This is a genomic window from Actinomadura violacea (genome assembly GCF_017573465.1).
GTDB lineage: Bacteria > Actinomycetota > Actinomycetes > Streptosporangiales > Streptosporangiaceae > Spirillospora > Spirillospora violacea.
Map to the genome: position 1 here is coordinate 206,720 of NZ_JAGEPF010000020.1, position 19,410 is coordinate 226,129.

The following is a 19,410-nucleotide window of genomic DNA, read 5'->3' on the forward strand; positions in this document are numbered from 1 at the left end:
CGTGCTGAACCCACCGGAGACGTCGCAGACCGGCCGCACCCTCACCACCGTGCTGGTGATCGTGGTCGCGCTGATCCTGCAGGTGTCGGTGGCCAACCGGCTGCCGCTGCCCGGCGGGGTGCAGCCCGACCTGGTGCTGCTCGCCGTGGTGGCGCTCGCGCTCGTCTTCGGCTCGATGACCGGGATGGTCACCGGGTTCCTGGCGGGGCTCGCCGCCGACATCATCCCGCCCGCCGACCACACCATCGGCCGGTACGCGCTCGTCTACTGCCTCATCGGCTACCTGTGCGGCATCGCGTCCGCCGAGATGGACCGGCAGACGGTCGTGCCGTTCTTCGCGGTCGCCGCCGGCGCCCTCGCGGGCACGGTGCTGTACGCGGTGACCGGCATGATCCTCGGCGACCCGCGCGCCCAGTGGGGCACCGTGTCGGGCATGGTGCCGCTGCAGGTCGGATACGACGTCGTCGCCAGCCCGTTCATCGTGTGGGCGGTGCTGCGCGTCACCCGCAGGTACGAACGCGGCGAACGCTCCCGCGGGGACCGGCTGTCGGTGCCCGCCGCCCGCTACCGCGCGATGTCGGGGCGGGGCGGCGGCCTGTGAACCCTCGCACCCACTTCCGCCTCGTCGTCCTGTACGTGATGGTCGGGCTGCTGCTGCTGGTCCTGATGGGCCGGCTGTGGTCGATGCAGATCCTCGACGGCTCGCACTACCAGCAGCTCGCCGACCAGAACCGCACCCGCGACATCGTCGTCCCGGCCGTCCGCGGGATGATCCTCGACGACCGCGGCATCCCGCTCGTCCGCAACCGCAGCGCGCTCGTCGTGTCGGTCGACCGGACGACCCTGTCGCGGCAGAAGGACGGCGGCAAGGCCGTCCTGTCGCGGCTGGCCGGCGTCCTCGGCACGAACTACCAGGACGTGGCGAACCGCATCCGGCTGTGCGGCCCCGGCATCAAGCGGCCGTGCTGGCCGGGCTCGCCGTACCAGCCGATCCCTGTCGAGGACCACGTCGACCCCAAGCGCGCGCTGCAGATCATGGAGCGCCAGGAGGACTTCCCCGGCGTGACCGCGCAGGTCCAGGCCGTCCGCGACTACCCGCGGCCGGAGGGTGCGACCGCCGCGCAGGTGCTCGGCTACCTGCAGCCGATCACCCAGGAGGAGCTCGACAAGCGCAAGGGCCTGAAGGTCACCGGCTACAGCGGCGTCGACCTGATCGGCCGGGCCGGGCTGGAGGCCCAGTACGACGCGGCGCTGCGCGGCGAGCCCGGGTTCCGCCGGGTGCTGGTCGACAGCCAGGGCCGCGTCACCGGCACCGCCGAGGAGAAGGCCGCCATCCCCGGCGGCAACCTCGTCACCAGCATCGACGCGGGCGTGCAGGGCGCGGCGGAGAAGGCGCTGAAGCACGCGATCGAGAACGGCCGCAAGTCCGGCCACCCCTCCGACGCGGGCGCCGCCGTGGTGATGGACGTGCAGACCGGCCGGATGGTCGCGATGGCCAGCTACCCGACCTACGACCCGAGCATCTGGACCGGCGGCATCTCCCAGGACGAGTACGACGCGCTGCTCGGCAAGAAGAAGGGCGAGCCGCTGATCTCGCGGGTCACCCAGGGCCAGTTCGCGCCCGGCTCCACGTTCAAGGTCTCCTCGGTGGCGGCGGCGGTGAGCGACGGCTACGCGCTGAACGGCACCTACCAGTGCCCCGGCTCGTTCGACGTCGGCAGCCGCGCGTTCCACAACTTCGAGGGCGAGGCGCTCGGCTCGATGAGCCTGCACACCGCGCTGGTGAAGTCGTGCGACACCGTCTTCTACAAGTTCGCGTACGAGGAGTGGCTGCGCGACGGCGGGATGCACCCGAAGAGGAACCCGTCGGACCCGATGGTGAAGATGGCCCGCAGCTACGGGTTCGGGAAGGCCACCGGCATCGACCTGCCGAGCGAGTCCAGCGGCCGCATCCCGGACCGGGGGTGGAAGAAGGACTACTGGGACGCCACCAAGAAGGGCGACTGCAAGGCCGCCAAGACGGGCTTTCCCGACGTGCAGAAGACCGACCCGGCGCGCGCCGCGTACCTGAAGGCGGTCGCGGCGGAGAACTGCGTCGACGGCTACGTGTGGCGCGCCGGTGACGCGGCGAACTTCTCGGTCGGGCAGGGCGACGTGCTGGTCACGCCGCTGCAGCTCGTCCGCGCGTACGCGGCGGTCGCCAACGGCGGCAGGCTGTTCACGCCGCGCCTCGGCGAGGCGGTGCTGCGGCCGGACGGCAGCGTCGAGCGCCGGATCACCACGCCGCCGCCGACGAAGCTGCCGGTCGACCCGAAGGTGCTGGCCTACATCCGGGGCGGCCTCGCGGGCGTCACCAAGAGCGGCACCGCCGCCGGGGCGTTCAACGGCTTCGACTTCAAGAAGGTCGACGTGGCCGGCAAGACCGGTACCGCGGAGGTCTACGGCAAGGACGACAACTCGTGGTTCGCCTCGTTCGGCCCGGTGAAGAACCCGCGGTACGCGGTGATCGTCATGGTCGCCCAGGGCGGGCAGGGCGCCGTGACGGCGGCCCCGGCCGTCCGGGAGATCTGGGAGGCCATGTACGGGACGAAGAAGCAGAAGCCGCTGCTGACGGACGGCAGGCTCCCCTCCGATCTGCCGAAGGCGCCCGTCGAGGGGACCGCGCCGTGACCGCCGGGACCGCCGTGACCGCCCCGAGGGGCTTCGAGCCGCCGATCGGAGCGGGACGATGCTGAACACCACCGGGGCCGGGTCGGTCGGCGGGTACGGGGACCGGAGCCTGTGGCAGGGGCGGCTCGCCGGGCTGCGCAAGCTCGACTGGCCGCTGACGGTCACCGTGCTGGTGCTGTCGGTCGTCGGCGCGCTTCTGGTGCGGTCGGCGACGTTCCAGCTCGCGCTGGAGCACGGCGACGACCCCGAGGGCTTCCTGAAGCGGCACGTCCTCAACCTGCTGATCGGGTTCGTGCTCGGCGGCGTCGTCACCGTGCTGGACTACCGGCTGCTGCGCGCCTACGTCCCGATCCTGTACGCGCTGGCGTGCGTCGGCCTGCTCGCGGTGCTGACCCCGCTCGGCTCCACGATCAACGGGTCGCACTCGTGGATCGTGCTCGGCGGCGGGTTCCAGATCCAGCCGTCGGAGTTCGCCAAGGTCGGCCTGGTGGTGCTGCTCGCGATGATCCTCGGCGAGCCGCGGGACGGCGAGATCGGCCCCGGCCGCCGGGACGTGCTGCTCGCGCTGGCGCTCGCCGGGGTGCCCGGCGTCCTGATCATGCTGCAGCCCGACCTCGGCACCACGCTGGTGTTCATCGCCGTCGTGCTCGGCATGCTGGCGGTCTCCGGGGCGCAGAAGCGCTGGCTGGTGGCGCTCGTCGGGGGCGGCGCGGCGGCCGGCGCCGCGGTGTTCTTCTTCGGGCTGCTGAAGAAGTACCAGATCGACCGGTTCACCGCGTTCCTGGACCCGTCCGCGGACCCGCGCGGCGCCGGCTACAACGCCCAGCAGGCGCGGATCGCGATCGGCTCGGGCGGCCCGTTCGGCAAGGGCCTGTTCCACGGCCAGCAGACCGGCGGGCACTTCGTCCCGGAGCAGCAGACCGACTTCATCTTCACGGTCGCGGGGGAGGAGCTCGGCTTCGTCGGCGCGGCGGTGATCGTCCTGCTGCTCGGCCTCGTGCTGTGGCGCGGGCTGCGGATCGCCTCCCAGGCCGCCGACCTGTTCGGCACCCTGGTGGCGACCGGCGTGGTGTGCTGGCTGGCGTTCCAGACGTTCGAGAACGTCGGCATGACGCTCGGCATCATGCCGATCACCGGCCTGCCGCTGCCGTTCGTGTCCTACGGCGGGTCCGCGACGTTCGCCAACATGATCGCCTTCGGCCTGCTGCAGGCCGTGCACATCCGCCGCCGCCCGTTCGACTGAGCACCGCCCGTTCGACCGGCCGGGCGGCGGTAGGCTGGGCGTTCATCCCATGTCTGCAGCACGGAGGACACCGCCATGCCTGTCGAGTCGCTCTTCCCGCGCCTGGAGCCGCTGCTCCCGAGCGTGCAGAAGCCGATTCAGTACGTCGGCGGTGAGCTGAACTCGCAGATCAAGGACTGGGACGGCACCGACGTCCGGTGGGCGCTGATGTACCCGGACGCCTACGAGGTGGGGCTGCCGAACCAGGGCGTCCAGATCCTCTACGAGATCCTGAACGAGCGCGACGGCGTGCTGGCGGAGCGGACCTACTCGGTCTGGCCCGACATGGAGGCCGTCATGCGCGAGCACGGCATCCCGCAGTTCACCGTGGACGCGCACCGCCCGGTCGCCGCGTTCGACGTGTTCGGGGTGTCGTTCTCCACCGAGCTCGGCTACACCAACCTGCTGACGGCGCTGGACCTCGCGGGCATCCCGCTGGAGGCGGCGGACCGCACCGACGAGCACCCGATCGTGGTCGCGGGCGGCCACGCGGCGTTCAACCCCGAGCCGATCGCCGACTTCGTCGACGCCGCCGTGCTCGGCGACGGCGAGGAGATCGCGCTGGCGATCACCGAGGTCGTCCGGGAGTGGAAGGACGAGGGGTCGCCCGGCGGCCGCGACGAGCTGCTGCTGCGGCTCGCGGCGTCCGGCGGGGTGTACGTGCCGCGCTTCTACGACGTGACGTACCTGCCGGACGGGCGCATCCAGCGGGTCGCGCCGAACCGTCCGGGCGTGCCGTGGCGGATCGAGAAGCACACCGTCATGGACCTCGACCAGTGGCCGTACCCGAAGAAGCCGCTGGTGCCGCTGGCGGAGACGGTGCACGAGCGGTTCAGCGTGGAGATCTTCCGCGGCTGCACCCGCGGCTGCCGGTTCTGCCAGGCCGGGATGATCACCCGCCCGGTGCGGGAGCGGTCGATCACCACGATCGGCGACATGGTCGAGCAGGGGCTCAAGGAGTCGGGGTTCCAGGAGGTCGGGCTGCTCAGCCTGTCCAGCGCCGACCACAGCGAGATCGGCGACGTCGCCAAGGGCCTCGCCGACCGCTACGAGGGCACCAACACCTCGCTGTCGCTGCCGTCCACCCGGGTGGACGCCTTCAACATCACGCTCGCCAACGAGTTCTCCCGCGGCGGCCGGCGGTCCGGGCTGACGTTCGCGCCGGAGGGCGGCTCCGAGCGGATGCGCAAGGTGATCAACAAGATGGTCACCGAGGACGACCTGATCCGCACCGTCACCACCGCCTACGAGAACGGCTGGCGGCAGGTCAAGCTGTACTTCATGTGCGGGCTGCCCACCGAGGAGGACGAGGACGTCCTGGCGATCGCGGGCATGGCCAAGCGGGTCATCCAGGCGGGCCGCGAGGCGACCGGCCGCAAGGACATCCGCTGCACGGTGTCGATCGGCGGGTTCGTGCCGAAGCCGCACACCCCGTTCCAGTGGGCGGCCCAGTGCGACCACGAGACGGTGGACCGCCGCCTGAAGGCCCTCAAGGACGAGCTGCGCGGCGACAAGGAGTACGGCCGCGCGATCGGCCTGCGCTACCACGACGGCCAGCCGTCGATCGTCGAGGGCATGCTGTCGCGCGGCGACCGCCGCGTCGGCAAGGTCATCCGCGCGGTGTGGGAGGACGGCGGCCGCTTCGACGGCTGGAGCGAGCACTTCTCCTACGAGCGCTGGACGGCCTGCGCCGAGAAGGCGTTCGCCGGCGGGCCCGTCGACCTGGACTGGTACACCGTCCGCGAGCGCGACGAGGTCGAGGTGCTGCCCTGGGACCACCTCGACGCCGGGCTGGACCGCGAGTGGCTCTGGCAGGACTGGCAGGACGCCGTCGACGAGACCGAGGTCGAGGACTGCCGCTGGACGCCCTGCTACGACTGCGGCGTCTGCCCGACCATGGGCACGGAGATCCAGATCGGCCCGACGGGCCGGAAGCTGCTTCCGCTTTCGGTGGTCTGACGGGGCCCTCCGGCGCCGCGAACCGCCGGTGGAATCGGGCTTTCCGGGCCCGTCGCGGGCCGGGGCGCGGCCGCTCCGGGGCCGGGCCCCGGCGCAACGATGCCCGCCGCCCCGTACTCTATAGAGAGACCTTGTTTTTGGACTCGGCACGAGTAGGAAGGACCAGAACCCTGGCACCCATGCCGGAGGGACCGGCGCCGGCCCCCGTGACCCAGCGACTGCGCGTGCGCTATGCCAAGCGCGGCAGGCTGCGGTTCACGAGCCACCGCGACATTTCCCGGGCCGTGGAACGCGCCGTACGGCGCGCCGGGATCCCTGTCGCGTTCAGCGGCGGATTCACCCCGCACCCGAAGATCTCGTACGCGGGTGCGGCGGCAACAGGGGTGGCCAGTGAGGCGGAGTACCTCGAGATCGGACTGACCGAGACCCGCGACCCTGCGCGGGTGCAGGCCGATCTCGACGCGGCCCTGCCCCCGGGGCTCGACATCCTGGATGTCGTGCCCGCCGGGCCGGGACGCGGCGGCGATGCGCAGGCCAGGCCGGCCGCGTTCGCCGAGCGGCTCGAGGCGTCCGAATGGCGGATCCGGCTGGACGGGGTGGCGCAGGACGCCGCCGCCGCTGCCGTGGCCGCCTTCCTGGCCGCCGGGAGCATCGAGGTGGAGCGCCTCACCAAGAAGGGGCGGCGCCGGTTCGACGTGCGCGCTGCCGTGTCCGCCTGCGAGCTGGACCGGCGCGCCGCGGAGGCGGCGGATGCCCCTTGTGCGATACTTCGAATGGTTGTTCGGCATTCCACACCCGCCGTACGACCCGACGACATCCTCACCGGACTGCGCCAGGTCGCCGACCTAGCGCCGCCGTCACCGCCACTGGTGACCAGGCTGGCGCAGGGGCCCCTGGACGCGGCCACCGGTGGCCTCGCGGATCCGCTGGATCCGGACCGGGAGACCGGCCTGCCGTCCGGCGACGAAGCCGGGACGGCCGGCGGCGCAACGCCGCGGCCCGGGGACCCCGCGAGCGCGGATGCCGTCAGCGCCTGATCGTGAGGCCGAAGCCGTGGCGACACGGAACCGGCCCCGCAGGGGACGGCGGGCGCACCCCCGACGACTTCGTCGTCACGACCGGACCACCGTCCGGCGGTGACGACGCCGATGACTGACGGAGCGCTCCCGCGCGGCGCACCGCACCGATCCGCCCCCTGGCGGAACGGGCGGTCGCGCCCGGGAGCCTGACGGGAGATTGCCCGGATGCTTGATAACGAAGCCGATGCGGCCACCGCCGAAGGCACCGAAGAAGAGACCACCGGAACCGCGGCCGAGGGCGCGGGCACCGAGAACGGGACGCGCAACGGCGCCGCCTCGGGCGTGACGTCGCGGCCGCGCCGCCGGGCGAGCCGCCCGGCCGGACCGCCGCCGGACGTCGAGGAGGCGCCCGCGGCCGAGGCCCCCGCCGCCGCGGCCGAGGCTGAACCCGAGGCAGCCGCCGAGGCCGCCGAGCCGCCCGCGAAGAAGACCACCCGGTCCCGGACCCGCACCCGCGCCGCGAAGGCCGCCGAGACCGCGGAGCCGGTCCCGCCGACGGGCGCCGAGACGTCCCCGGAGGTCGTGGCCGAGCCCGCCCAGGCCGCCGCCGAGACCACTGAGACCGCCGAGCAGGCCGAGGGCGCTGAGGCGCCCGCCGAGCCCGCGCGCCGCACCCGCACCCGCCGCCGCACCACCGCCGCCGCCCAGCACGACGAGGCGCCCGCCGCGCCGACCGTCCCGCCGGTGCCGTCCGTGCCGGAGGTCCCCTCCGTTCCGGTCGCGGGGGCCGAGCCGGAGGCCGCCCAGGTGTCGGAGACCGAGCCCGCCAGCGGCGTCGGCGTCCCGGGCGTGACGTTCCAGCCGCCCATGGTCGTCTTCCAGCCGCCGCAGCCGACCGCCGAGCCGGCCGCGCGGCCCAAGGACGAGCCGAAGGCCGAGCCGTCCGAGGAGACCGCCGAGGAGGAGGGCGACCACGGGCCCTCCGACGAGGACGAGTCCGAGGACCGCCCGTCGCGCCGGCGCCGCCGCCGGGGCGGCCGCGGCCGGGGCCGCGGCGGCAAGGACGGCGACGAGGGCGACGAGACCGAGGACCACGAGGCCGAGGCCAAGGAGTCCAAGGACGCCAAGGACGCCAAGGAGGGCAGGGAGGCCAAGGAGGACGAGGCCGCCAAGCCCGCGAAGGCCAAGTCCAAGTCCAGGTCCGCGAAGGCCAAGGACAAGGACAAGGAGAAGGACGAGCAGGACGCCGAGGCCGACCACGAGGCCGAGGGCGATGAGGACGGCGAGGGCCCGGGCGGCAGCCGCCGCCGTCGCCGCCGGCGGCGCCGCTCGGGCACCGACGCCGAGCCGACCGGCTCCGACGACCCGCCGAACACGGTCGTGCACGTCCGCACGGCCCGCGAGGAGCGCGCCGCCGCCGAGGACGAGGTCCAGTCCGTCCGGGGCTCGACCCGGCTGGAGGCCAAGAAGCAGCGCCGCCGCGAGGGCCGCGAGCAGGGCCGCCGCCGCCCGCCGGTGATCACCGAGGCGGAGTTCCTGGCGCGCCGCGAGGCCGTCGAGCGGGTCATGGTCGTGCGGCAGGAGGGCGAGCGGACCCAGATCGCCGTCCTGGAGGACGACGTCCTCGTCGAGCACTACGTCAACCGCGCGACGCACCAGTCGTACGTCGGCAACGTCTACCTCGGCAAGGTGCAGAACGTGCTGCCGTCGATGGAGGCGGCGTTCGTCGACATCGGCAAGGGCCGCAACGCGGTGCTGTACGCGGGCGAGGTCAACTGGGACGTGGCGGGCCTGGTGGGCCAGCCGCGCCGGATCGAGTCCGCGCTGAAGTCCGGCCAGTCGGTGCTGGTGCAGGTCACCAAGGACCCGCTCGGCCACAAGGGCGCCCGGCTGACCAGCCAGGTCTCGCTGCCCGGCCGCTACCTGGTGTACGTGCCGGACGGCTCGATGACCGGCATCAGCCGCAAGCTGCCCGACAAGGAGCGCAGCCGGCTGAAGTCGATCCTCAAGAAGGTCATGCCGGACAACGCGGGCGTGATCGTCCGCACCGCCGCCGAGGGCGCCACCGAGGAGGAGCTGGGCCGCGACGTGTCGCGCCTGGCCGCCCAGTGGGACAGCATCCAGAAGAAGGTCAAGACCGCGTCGGCGCCGTCGCTGCTGTACGGCGAGCCCGACCTGACGATCCGGGTCGTCCGCGACATCTTCAACGAGGACTTCTCCAAGCTCGTCGTCTCCGGCGACGGCGCCTGGGACACCGTCTCGGAGTACGTCGAGTACGTCGCCCCGCACCTGGCGGAGCGGGTCGAGCGCTGGACGGGCGACCAGGACGTGCTGGGCGCGTTCCGGATCGACGAGCAGATCGCCAAGGCCCTCGACCGCAAGGTGTGGCTGCCGTCCGGCGGCTCGCTGGTGATCGACAAGACCGAGGCGATGACGGTCATCGACGTCAACACCGGCAAGTTCACCGGGCAGGGCGGCAACCTCGAGGAGACCGTCACCCGCAACAACCTGGAGGCGGCCGAGGAGATCGTCCGCCAGCTGCGGCTGCGCGACGTCGGCGGCATCGTGGTGATCGACTTCATCGACATGGTGCTGGAGAGCAACCGGGACCTGGTGCTGCGCCGCCTCGTCGAGTGCCTGTCGCGGGACCGTACCAAGCACCAGGTCGCCGAGGTCACCTCGCTGGGCCTGGTCCAGATGACGCGCAAGCGGGTCGGGCAGGGCCTGCTGGACGCGTTCTCGGAGACCTGCGAGTCCTGCAACGGCCGCGGCATCCACGTCCACCTGACGCCGGTCGAGCCGAAGCCGGACAAGGCCGCCGGCAAGGAGTCGGGCCGCCGCCGCAAGCGCAAGGGCGAGGTCGAGAAGGCCGTCGAGGAGAAGCTGGCGCAGCACGAGGCGAAGAAGGAGCCGGCCGAGCCGAAGAAGGCGGCCGAGCCCGCCCCGGCGCAGGAGCCGGAGGCCGCGCGGCCCGAGCCGGTCCGGTCGCGGCCGAAGAAGTCCGGTCCGGCCAAGCGTCCTGCGGGCCCGCCGCCGGAGGTCGACGGCGAGGAGCCGCCCGCGCAGGCGGCGGTCGAGGCCGCGGACGCCGCCGAGGAGGTCGCGGGCACCTCGCCGGGGATCCTCGACGACGAGCCGGTCGCCGTCTCCTCGAACGGCACCGCGCCGGCCGAGGCCGACGGCACCGTCCCGGCCGAGGCCGACGCCGCCCCGGCCGCGGAGGAGGCGGAGCCCGCCGAGGAGGCGGAGCCCGCCGAGGAGGCGCCGCGCCGCCGCCGCGCCCGCCGTCCCCGCGCGACGGCGCAGGCCGACAGCGAGTAGCCCGCACGGCGTGCCGGCCCGGTGGGGGCCGGGCCGGCGCGACCTGGCGGGCGCGGGGGATGCAGTACACTTGGGGTTCGGCGCGTCTTGTGACGTGTCCGGACCTGCACCGCGAGGCCCCAACCGGGTCCCGTTCGGTGCGCACCCCGGCCGATCCGGCGGGGGAGAAGCAGAGAGCGCCGGGGCTCCGCCCTGGCGTGCCGCCCTCGGCCCGGTGCCGGGGGTAGGCCCTCATCCGGGGGCTGGTGGACCACGCGCGGGACCGGTTCAGTCCGGAAGCGCGCGCAGACGAGAGGTTTCCGCGGTGTACGCGATTGTCCGCGCAGGCGGCAGGCAGGAGAAGGTCGCCGTCGATGACGTGCTGACCGTCGACAAGCTGGCCGGCGACGTCGGCTCGACCGTCAAGCTTCAGGCCCTGCTGGTCGTGGACGGCGACAACGTCGTCAGCAAGACGGCCGACCTCGCCGGCTACGAGGTGACCGCCGAGATCCTCGGCGCGGTCAAGGGCCCGAAGATCAACATCATGCACTACCGGAACAAGACCGGTTACAAGCGGCGGATGGGCCACCGTCAGCCGTACACCGAGGTCAAGATCACCGGCATCAGCTCCGGCAAGTAAGGGAGAGCGGTCACATGGCACACAAGAAGGGCGCATCGTCCAGCCGTAACGGTCGCGACTCCAACGCCCAGCGCCTCGGCGTGAAGCGGTTCGGCGGCCAGGTCGTCAACGCGGGCGAGATCATCGTCCGGCAGCGCGGCACCCACTTCCACCCCGGCCCGGGCGTCGGGCGCGGCGGCGACGACACGCTGTTCGCGCTGGTCGCGGGTGCGGTGCAGTTCGGCCGGTACCGCGGCCGCAATGCCGTGAGCATCGTCCCGCCGGCGGAGTAGTCCGCCTGCATCAGACGTTTTCCAAGGGGCGGACCGGTCTTGGTCCGCCCCTTCGCCCTGTTCATGGGGCCGTACACCGAGGAGGATCCACCGTGGCCGCTGGTGCGGGAACGGGCGCCCAGTTCGTCGACCGGGTGGTGCTGCACGTCGCCGCGGGCAACGGCGGCAACGGCTGCGCGTCGATCCACCGGGAGAAGTTCAAGCCGCTCGGCGGCCCGGACGGGGCGAACGGCGGGCGCGGCGGCAGCGTCGTCCTGGTCGTGGACTCCAATACCGCGAGCCTGCTGGAGTACCACCGGCGGCCGCACCGCAAGGCGGCGAACGGGCGGCCCGGGCAGGGCGGCAACCGGACGGGCGCGGACGGCGCCGACGTGGTGCTGCCCGTCCCGGACGGCACCGTGGTCAAGGAGGGCGACACGGTCGTCGCGGACCTGGTCGGCGAGGGCACCCGGTTCGTCATCGCGCGCGGCGGGCAGGGCGGGCTCGGCAACGCGGCGCTCGCGACGGCCAAGCGCAAGGCGCCCGGGTTCGCGCTGCTCGGCGAGCCGGGCGAGGAGCGCGACGTGGTGCTGGAGCTGAAGAGCGTCGCGGACGTCGCGCTGGTCGGCTTCCCGAGCGCCGGCAAGTCGTCGCTGATCGCGGCGCTGTCGGCGGCCAAGCCGAAGATCGCCGACTATCCGTTCACGACGCTGGTCCCGAACCTCGGGGTGGTGAGCGCGGGGGACATCGCGTTCACCGTCGCGGACGTGCCGGGCCTGATCGAGGGCGCCAGCGAGGGCCGCGGCCTGGGCCACGAGTTCCTCCGCCACATCGAGCGGTCCTCGACGCTCGCGCACGTGCTGGACTGCGCGACGCTGGAGCCGGGCCGCGACCCGGTCAGCGACTTCGAGGTCATCGAGCGCGAGCTGCAGGCCTACGACCGCGTCCTCGGCGACCGTCCGCTGTCGGACCGGCCCCGCATCGTCGTGCTGAACAAGGTGGACGTGCCCGACGCCCGCGACCTCGCCGAGCTGGTGCGGCCGGAGTTCGAGGCGCGCGGCCTGAAGGTGTTCGAGGTGTCCGCGGCGTCCCACGAGGGGCTGCGGGAGCTGTCGTTCGCGATGGCGGCGATGGTCGAGGAGTACCGCGCGTCGCTGCCGCCGGCGGAGCCGACCCGGATCGTGATCCGGCCGGAGCCGGTCGACGGCGGCGCCGAGTTCGAGGTGAAGGACCTCGGCGACAACACCTACCTGATCACCGGCGGGAAGCCGGTGCGGTGGCTGCGGCAGACCGACTTCGCCAACGAGGAGGCCGTCGGCTACCTCGCGGACCGGCTGGCGCGGCTCGGCGTGGAGAACGCGCTGACCGAGGCGGGCGCGAGCGCCGGCGCGACCGTGCTGATCGGCACGCCGGACGACTCGGTCGTGTTCGACTGGGAACCGGAGATCGTCGCCGGCGAGGTCGCGGCGGGCCCGCGCGGCACCGACCGCCGCCTGGACGGCTACAGCTAGGCCCGACGGTGTCCCCGAGGCTCCCTGGGAGACACCGACCGCACCCCCCGCAGGAGAGAGGCTCGATGAGCGAGCGCGAGGCGATCGCGAAGGCCCGCCGGATCGTGGTGAAGGCGGGCTCGTCGTCGCTCACCACGGCGCAGGGCACGATCGACGCGAACCGCATCGACGCGCTGGTGGACGTGCTGGCCGCGCGCCGCGCCGCAGGCGCCGAGATCGTGTTCGTGTCGTCCGGCGCGATCGCGGCGGGCCTCGGCCCGCTCGGGCTGACCCGCAGGCCGCGCGACCTGGCGACGCAGCAGGCGGCGGCGAGCGTCGGGCAGGGCCTGCTGTTCGCCCGCTACACCTCCTCGTTCGCCCGCTACGGGGCGACGGTCGGGCAGGTGCTGCTGACCGCGGACGACATGATCCGCCGCTCGCACCACCGCAACGCGCAGCGCACCCTGGAGCAGCTGATCACGCTCGGGATCCTGCCGATCGTGAACGAGAACGACACCGTCGCGACGGACGAGATCCGGTTCGGCGACAACGACCGGCTCGCCGCGCTGGTCGCGCACCTGACCCGCGCGGACGCGGTCGTCCTGCTGTCGGACGTCGACGCGCTCTACACCGGCGACCCGCGGCGGCCCGGCGTGCGGCGCATCACCGACGTGCACGGCCCGGCCGACCTCGCGCAGGTCGAGCTCGGCGGGTCGGGGCGGGTCGGCACCGGCGGGATGGTCACCAAGGTCGAGGCGGCGCGGATCGCGGGCGTCCCGGTGGTGCTGACCGACGCCGCGTCCGCCGCGCACGCGCTGGCGGGCGACGAGGTCGGCACCCTGTTCCACCCGGCGGACGGCCGCCGCAGGTCGACCCGCGACCTGTGGCTCGCGCACGCGACCACCGGCCAGGGCCGCGTCACGCTGGACGCGGGCGCCGTGGACGCGGTGGTGCGGCGGCGCAAGTCGCTGCTGCCCGCGGGCGTGACGGGCGTCGAGGGCGACTTCGCGGCGGGCGACCCGGTCGACCTGTGCGACCCGGAGGGCCGGGTCGTCGCGCGCGGCCTGGTGCACTACGACGCGTCCGAGATCCCCGAGCTGATGGGGCGCTCGACCCGCTGGCTGGCGCGCGAGCTGGGCGCCGAGTACGAGCGCGAGATCATCCACCGCGACCACCTGGTGGTCCTGACCGAGCAGTGAGGAGTTCGCGATGAGCGAGCGCGAGCAGTTCCTGATGGTGGCGCGGCGCGCCCGGGAGGCGGCGTCGGGGCTGGCGCCGCTGCCGCGGGCGGCGAAGGACGCGGCGCTGCACGCGATCGCGGACGCGCTGGTCGCGGCGGCCCCGGAGATCGTCAAGGCGAACGCGGCGGACGTCGCGCGGGCCCGCGAGGCCGGCATCTCGGAGTACATGATCGACCGGCTGGGCCTGGACGAGCGCCGGATCGCCGCGATCTCCGACGCGGTGCGTCAGGTCGCGGCGCTGCCCGACCCGGTGGGGGAGTCGGTGCGCGGGGGCGTGCTGCCGAACGGGCTGGAGCTGCGGCAGGTCCGGGTGCCGCTCGGCGTCGTCGGGATCATCTACGAGGGCCGCCCGAACGTGACCGTGGACGCCGCCGCGCTCTGCCTGAAGAGCGGGAACGTGGCGATGCTGCGCGGCTCGTCGTCGGCGCACGACTCCAACACCGTGCTGGTCCAGGTGATGCAGGCGGCGCTGGCGGGGACGGAGGTCCCGGCGGACGCGGTGCAGCTCGTCCCGGGCACGTCCCGCGAGTCGGTGAAGCACCTGATGCGCGCGCGCGGGCTGGTGGACGTGCTGATCCCGCGCGGCGGCGCCTCGCTCATCAACTCGGTGGTGGAGGAGTCGACCGTCCCGGTCATCGAGACGGGCGTGGGGAACTGCGCGGTGTACGTGGACGCCGCCGCCGACGTGGACATGGCCGTCGACATCCTGCTGAACGCCAAGACGCAGCGCCCGTCGGTGTGCAACGCCGCCGAGACGTTCCTGGTGCACGCCGACGTCGCCGACGCGTTCGTCCCGCGCGCGCTTGAGGCGCTCAAGCAGGCCGGTGTCACCGTCCACGGCGACGAGCGGATCCGCGCGTACGGCGACGATGTGGTGGCGGCGACCGAGGACGACTGGTTCGCCGAGTACCTGTCGCTGGACATCGCGGGCCGCGTCGTCGACTCCCTCGACGACGCCGTCGCGCACATCCGCACGTACGGGTCCGGGCACACCGAGGCGATCGTCACGACGTCGCAGCCGGCCGCGAAGCGGTTCGTCGCGCTGGTCGACTCGGCCGCGGTGATGGTGAACGCCTCGACGCGGTTCACCGACGGCGAGGAGTTCGGGTTCGGCGCGGAGATCGGCATCTCCACGCAGAAGCTGCACGCGCGCGGCCCGATGGGGCTGCCGGAGCTGACGTCCACCAAGTACGTCGTCACGGGCGAGGGGCATCTGCGCGGCTGAGCCGCGGGCGGAGCGCCGCGCCGGGGGCGGCTCAGGCGGAATTGTGACACTGTGACCCTTGATGTCACGTTGCTCGGCATGGTCTGATGCGGCTGTGAATCCTGAGATCAGCCGCCGCCGCGTCCTGAAGGGCGCCGCCCTCGGCGCGGGGATCGCCACCACCGGACTCGCCGCGTTCCCCGCCCGTCCCGCCGCGGCGGCCGCGCCCCCGCTGCGCGGCCCCGCCGCCGGCACCACCCTCGACCGGACGTACCTGCTCGGGAAGCCGGGCGCCGGCGGCTACCGGCCCGTCACCGCCGGTCCGGGCGAGCCGCACCTGCTCCGCCGCGACCTCGGCGGCACCGCCTCCCCGAAGCGCGCCGCGACCCGCCGCGGCGTCCTGGCGTTCGGGCAGCTCACCGACGTGCACATCATCGACGCCCAGTCACCGGCGCGCGTCGAGTTCGCCGACCGGCTCAAGGACGCCGTCGGCATGCTGCCCGTCGAGGGCGCGTACCGGCCGCAGGAGATCCTCACCACGCAGGTCGCCGAGGCGATGGTCCAGGCGATCAACAAGGTCGGCCGCGGCCCCGCCACCGGCCTCGGCCTGTCGTTCACCATCAACACCGGCGACGCCGCCGACAACGTCCAGTACAACGAGCTGCGCTGGATCATCGACCTGCTCGACGGCCGCCGGATCCGCCCCGACTCCGGCGACCCGAACCGCTACGAGGGCGTCATGGACCACGCGTCCTACGACCGTGCCTTCTGGCACCCCGACGGCCCGCCGCCCGGCGCGCAGCCCGACATCCCCATGGCCAAGTACGGGTTCCCGCGGGTCAAGGGCCTCATCGACGCCGCGCGCCGCCCGTTCCAGGCGACCGGCCTGACCATGCCGTGGCTCGCCGCGTTCGGCAACCACGACGGCCTCATCCAGGGCAACCTGCCGGTCAACCCGCTCGTCTCCGGCCTCGCCACCGGCGGCATCAAGATCGGCGCCCCGGCGGACGACGCGCAGGCGCAGCGGCTCGCCCGCATGATGACCGGGGCCGACGCCGGCGAGCTCGTCCGGCTCAGCCGCGAGCGCGGCGCAGCGGGCGGCCTGTTCCGCCAGGTCACCCCCGACCCGAACCGGCGCATGCTGGCGCGCCGCGAGGTCGTCGCCGAGCACTTCCGCACGTCGGCGTCGCTGCACGGCCACGGCTTCACCCAGGCCAACCTTCGCGACGGCACCGCCTACTACGCCTTCGACCGCGGCATCGTCCGCGGGCTCGTCCTCGACACCGTCAACCCCAACGGCTACTCCGAGGGCTCGCTCGACAAGGCCCAGTTCGCGTGGCTCGAAGCGCAGCTCAAGGCGGGCAGCAGCCGCTCTCTCGCCGCCGACGGCTCGACCGTGCACCGCACTGCGAAGGACCGGCTGTTCGTCCTGTTCAGCCACCACCCCATCGCCTCGCTGACGAACCCGCTCGGCGGCGGGCGCGTCCTCGGCGACGACGTCGAGGCGCTGCTGCTGCGCTACCCCAACGTCGTGCTGTGGGTGAACGGGCATACGCACCGCAACCAGGTCATCCCGCACGCCCGCAAGACCGGCGGCGGCTTCTGGGAGGTCAACACGGCCGCGCACATCGACTTCCCGCAGCAGAGCCGCATCGTCGAACTCGCCGACAACCGCGACGGCACCCTGTCCGTCTTCGCCACCATCCTGGACTCCGCCGGCCCCGCGTCCCACGGCGGCCGCCTCGCCGACCCCGTCCACCTGGCGTCGCTGTCGCGCGAGCTGGCGGGCAACGACTGGCAGGAGCGCGCCGAGCACCGCCGCGGCGAGACCGCCGACCGCAACGTCGAACTCCTCGTCCCCGCCCCGTTCTGACCCGCCGCGTTCCGGCAAGGAAAAGGACCGCCGTGTCCGTGTCACGGCGGTCCTGGTCTTTCCCGCGGGCTAGTTGTCCCGGCGGTTGAAGCGGTCGAACAGGCCGCCCGCCGCGTTCGCCGCCGCGTCCGCCATGTCGCGGACCTTGCCGACGAACGGGTCCGCGGTCCGCTCCCACGACTCGCGGTACGAGCGCGCCGCGTCCTTGATGCCGTCGCTGACCGACGCGTTCCCGTCGTCGTCGCGGCGCGGGTAGTCGCCCGCCATGATCCGCTCGTACTCGCCGCTGCGCGCCCACCGGTCGATCTCGGCGAACCGGATGACCGCGAACGGGTGCGACTGCCCGAGCAGGTTCAGGAACTTCAGCAGCCCGTCCCGCACGTCGCCGGCCGCGTCGTACTCGCGCGCCTGCTGCAGGAACGCCTCGCTGCTCATCTCGTGCAGCCGCGTCCCGCCCGCCAGCTTCATGTTGACGCGCTTGGCCGCGTCCAGGTCCTGGCCGGCCAGCAGCCCGGCCCGGTCCGACGACAGCTCCGCCTTCCGGAACCACTCGCGCAGCCCGATGATGATCGCCGCGATGCCGATGTTGCCGAGCGGCAGCCACGCCAGCCGCGACCCGAGCTGCAGCAGGATCTGCATCATCGTCTGGTACACCGCGTGCCCGGACAGGATGTGCCCGACCTCGTGCCCGATGACGAACCGCAGCTCCTCGTCGTCGAGCAGGTCGAGCAGCCCGGTGTTCACCACGATGAACGGGTGGTCGGAGCCCAGCGCCATCGCGTTCGGCGTCGGGTCCTGCCGGACGAAGACCTCCGGGACCTCCGGCATGTCCAGGATGTAGCAGGCGTCGCGCACCATGTCGTTCAGGTGGTGGAACTGGTCGTCCCCGACGCGGACCGTGCCGCCGAGGAACATCAGCCGCAGCGACCGCTCGTTGACCAGCCCCGACAGTTTGCGCAGGACGACGTCGAACCCGGACAGCGAGCGCAGCGCGACCAGCGCCGAACGGTCCGCCGGGTGTTCGTAGGCCCGGGAACTGATCCCGGGAAAGCGCGTGCGTGCCCGATCCGGTGTGTTCTCCGTCATGTCTGGCATGGTAGTTCCGACGAACCACTTCGCCGGAGGGTTCCCCGCTGCGGGCCCGCGTCCGGCTGTGGCCTGCCCGGGAGGCGCGATGTTCGATCCCAGAGCCGAGGCTATGTCGACCGACGAGCGTGCCGCCCTGCAGCGGCACCGGCTCTGGGGGCTGGTGGACCGGCTCGTCGCGGCCGGCGGGGTGCAGGGCCGGCGCCTCAAGGACGCCGGTGTCACGGGCGGCGCCGACGTGACGCTCGCCGACCTGCGCGGCCTCCCGTTCACCACCAAGCAGGACCTGTGGGACGGCTACCCGTTCGGGATGCTCAGCGTGCCGCGCGACCAGGTCGCCGCCGTGCACGGCTCCAGCGGGACGCGCGGGCGCCCGACGCTCGTCGCCTACACCAAGGCCGACCTCGACCTGTGGGCGGCGATGTGCGCGCGGTCGCTGGCGTGCGCGGGCGCGGTGCCGGGCAGCATCGTGCACAACGCCTACGGCTACGGGCTGTTCACCGGCGGCATCGGCATCCACCAGGGCGCCGTGGCGCTCGGCGCGACCGTCGTGCCGATGTCGGGCGGCATGACGGACCGGCAGGTCCGGATGCTCGCCGACCTCCGCGCCGACGTCCTGACGTGCACGCCCGCCTACGCGCTGCGGCTCGGCGAGGCCGTCGCCGAGGCCGGCGTGGAACTGCCCGCGCTGAAGGCCGGCCTGTTCGGCGCCGAACCGTGGTCGGCCGAGCTGCGCGCCGCCATCGAGGCCGTCCTGCCGATCAAGGCGATGGACATCTACGGGCTGTCGGAGGTCATCGGGCCCGGCGTCGCCACCGAATGCCTCCAGCAGGACGGACTGCACGTCAACGAGGACCACTTCATCGTCGAGGCCGTCGACCCGTCCACCGGCGAGCCCGTCGAGGACGGCGCGCCAGGCGAGCTCGTCTTCACCACGCCGACCAAGCAGGCCCTGCCGCTGCTGCGCTACCGCACCGGCGACATCGCCTCCCTCACCCGCGGCGAGTGCCCCTGCGGCCGGACGCTCGTCCGGATGAGCAAGGTCATCGGGCGCGCCGACGACATGATCGTGGTGCGCGGCGTCAACGTGTACCCGAGCGAGGTCGAGCGGGTGCTGCTCGGGTCCGGGCTCGTCCACCCGCACTACCAGCTCGTCGTGGACCGGCGCGCCCCCGCCGTCCGGCTCCTCGTCGCCTGCGAGGCCGTGTCCGGCGACCCGCGCGAGCGGCTCGTCCACGATCTGCACGAGGCGCTCGGCCTCACCGCGGACGTGGTCGTGCTGCCCGCGGGGACCGTCCCGAGGCCCGAGGTCGGCAAGGCCGTCCGCGTCGTGTCCTGGGACGACGGCCGCCCGCCGCTGCCCGGCCTGAGCTGACCTCCGGGCGGGGCGGACGT

14 protein-coding genes are annotated in these 19,410 nt (G+C 73.3%); 13 read left to right on the forward strand and 1 reads right to left on the reverse strand.

All coding sequences use genetic code 11. From position 1 onward, the window contains the following. Position 1 precedes the first annotated feature (1 nt). The 12 genes from mreD to J4709_RS31865 all read left to right on the forward strand — a co-directional run bounded on the left by mreD (position 2) and on the right by J4709_RS31865 (position 16,929). Positions 2–601, forward strand: a complete 600-nt coding sequence (gene mreD, locus J4709_RS31810; RefSeq protein ID WP_173095611.1) for a rod shape-determining protein MreD — start codon at positions 2–4, stop codon at positions 599–601. After that, positions 598–2,670: a penicillin-binding protein 2 gene (gene mrdA, locus J4709_RS31815; protein ID WP_208246173.1), complete on the forward strand. Its 2,073-nt coding sequence runs from the start codon at positions 598–600 to the stop codon at positions 2,668–2,670. Before mreD ends, mrdA begins: the two co-directional genes overlap by 4 nt. A 58-nt stretch (positions 2,671–2,728) precedes the next feature. Beyond that, the gene (gene rodA / locus J4709_RS31820; RefSeq protein ID WP_208246175.1) at positions 2,729–3,913 is read left to right on the forward strand and encodes a rod shape-determining protein RodA; all 1,185 of its coding nucleotides are present in this window, start codon (positions 2,729–2,731) and stop codon (positions 3,911–3,913) included. Positions 3,914–3,988: 75 nt separating this feature from the next. Then, positions 3,989–5,911 carry a TIGR03960 family B12-binding radical SAM protein gene (locus J4709_RS31825; RefSeq protein ID WP_208246177.1) on the forward strand — a complete coding sequence of 641 codons (1,923 nt, stop codon included), beginning with the start codon at positions 3,989–3,991 and terminating at the stop codon, positions 5,909–5,911. Between the two features lie 179 nt (positions 5,912–6,090). Further along, the gene (locus J4709_RS31830) at positions 6,091–6,948 is read left to right on the forward strand and encodes a TIGR03936 family radical SAM-associated protein (RefSeq protein WP_208246179.1); all 858 of its coding nucleotides are present in this window, start codon (positions 6,091–6,093) and stop codon (positions 6,946–6,948) included. A gap of 207 nt (positions 6,949–7,155) precedes the next feature. Beyond that, on the forward strand, positions 7,156–10,251 hold the full coding sequence (locus tag J4709_RS31835; protein ID WP_208246181.1) for an Rne/Rng family ribonuclease: 3,096 nt from the start codon (positions 7,156–7,158) through the stop codon (positions 10,249–10,251). Between the two features lie 304 nt (positions 10,252–10,555). Beyond that, positions 10,556–10,870: a 50S ribosomal protein L21 gene (rplU, locus tag J4709_RS31840; protein WP_208246183.1), complete on the forward strand. Its 315-nt coding sequence runs from the start codon at positions 10,556–10,558 to the stop codon at positions 10,868–10,870. Positions 10,871–10,884: 14 nt separating this feature from the next. Further along, positions 10,885–11,142: a 50S ribosomal protein L27 gene (gene rpmA, locus J4709_RS31845; protein ID WP_151544591.1), complete on the forward strand. Its 258-nt coding sequence runs from the start codon at positions 10,885–10,887 to the stop codon at positions 11,140–11,142. Between the two features lie 92 nt (positions 11,143–11,234). Continuing rightward, complete coding sequence (gene obgE, locus J4709_RS31850) at positions 11,235–12,632, forward strand: GTPase ObgE (protein ID WP_208246184.1); 1,398 nt, start codon at positions 11,235–11,237, stop codon at positions 12,630–12,632. 65 nt (positions 12,633–12,697) lie between these two features. After that, complete coding sequence (gene proB, locus J4709_RS31855) at positions 12,698–13,810, forward strand: glutamate 5-kinase (RefSeq protein ID WP_208246186.1); 1,113 nt, start codon at positions 12,698–12,700, stop codon at positions 13,808–13,810. 10 nt (positions 13,811–13,820) lie between these two features. Then, a complete protein-coding gene (locus J4709_RS31860) occupies positions 13,821–15,077 on the forward strand; it encodes a glutamate-5-semialdehyde dehydrogenase (RefSeq protein WP_208246188.1) in 1,257 nt (418 codons plus the stop codon). 94 nt (positions 15,078–15,171) lie between these two features. After that, positions 15,172–16,929: a TIGR03767 family metallophosphoesterase gene (locus J4709_RS31865; RefSeq protein ID WP_208246190.1), complete on the forward strand. Its 1,758-nt coding sequence runs from the start codon at positions 15,172–15,174 to the stop codon at positions 16,927–16,929. Positions 16,930–16,998: 69 nt separating this feature from the next. On the opposite strand, the gene J4709_RS31870 is transcribed toward J4709_RS31865, so the two are convergent. Then, entirely contained in the window at positions 16,999–18,015 is a 1,017-nt protein-coding gene (locus tag J4709_RS31870; protein ID WP_208246193.1) for a M48 family metallopeptidase, read from the reverse strand. An 88-nt stretch (positions 18,016–18,103) separates the two neighbouring features. Between J4709_RS31870 and J4709_RS31875 the strand changes: the two genes are divergently transcribed. Next, entirely contained in the window at positions 18,104–19,390 is a 1,287-nt protein-coding gene (locus J4709_RS31875; protein ID WP_208246195.1) for a phenylacetate--CoA ligase family protein, read from the forward strand. The last annotated feature ends 20 nt before the right edge of the window (positions 19,391–19,410 follow it).

Coding starts and splice junctions, on each gene's coding strand:
- rpmA (WP_151544591.1), top strand. CDS start 10,885: ATGGCACACAAGAAGGGCGCATCGTCCAGCCGTAACGGTCGCGACTCC.
- J4709_RS31830 (WP_208246179.1), top strand. CDS start 6,091: ATGCCGGAGGGACCGGCGCCGGCCCCCGTGACCCAGCGACTGCGCGTG.
- J4709_RS31860 (WP_208246188.1), top strand. CDS start 13,821: ATGAGCGAGCGCGAGCAGTTCCTGATGGTGGCGCGGCGCGCCCGGGAG.
- J4709_RS31825 (WP_208246177.1), top strand. CDS start 3,989: ATGCCTGTCGAGTCGCTCTTCCCGCGCCTGGAGCCGCTGCTCCCGAGC.
- J4709_RS31835 (WP_208246181.1), top strand. CDS start 7,156: ATGCTTGATAACGAAGCCGATGCGGCCACCGCCGAAGGCACCGAAGAA.
- proB (WP_208246186.1), top strand. CDS start 12,698: ATGAGCGAGCGCGAGGCGATCGCGAAGGCCCGCCGGATCGTGGTGAAG.
- J4709_RS31870 (WP_208246193.1), bottom strand. CDS start 18,015: ATGACGGAGAACACACCGGATCGGGCACGCACGCGCTTTCCCGGGATC.
- rodA (WP_208246175.1), top strand. CDS start 2,729: ATGCTGAACACCACCGGGGCCGGGTCGGTCGGCGGGTACGGGGACCGG.
- J4709_RS31875 (WP_208246195.1), top strand. CDS start 18,104: ATGTTCGATCCCAGAGCCGAGGCTATGTCGACCGACGAGCGTGCCGCC.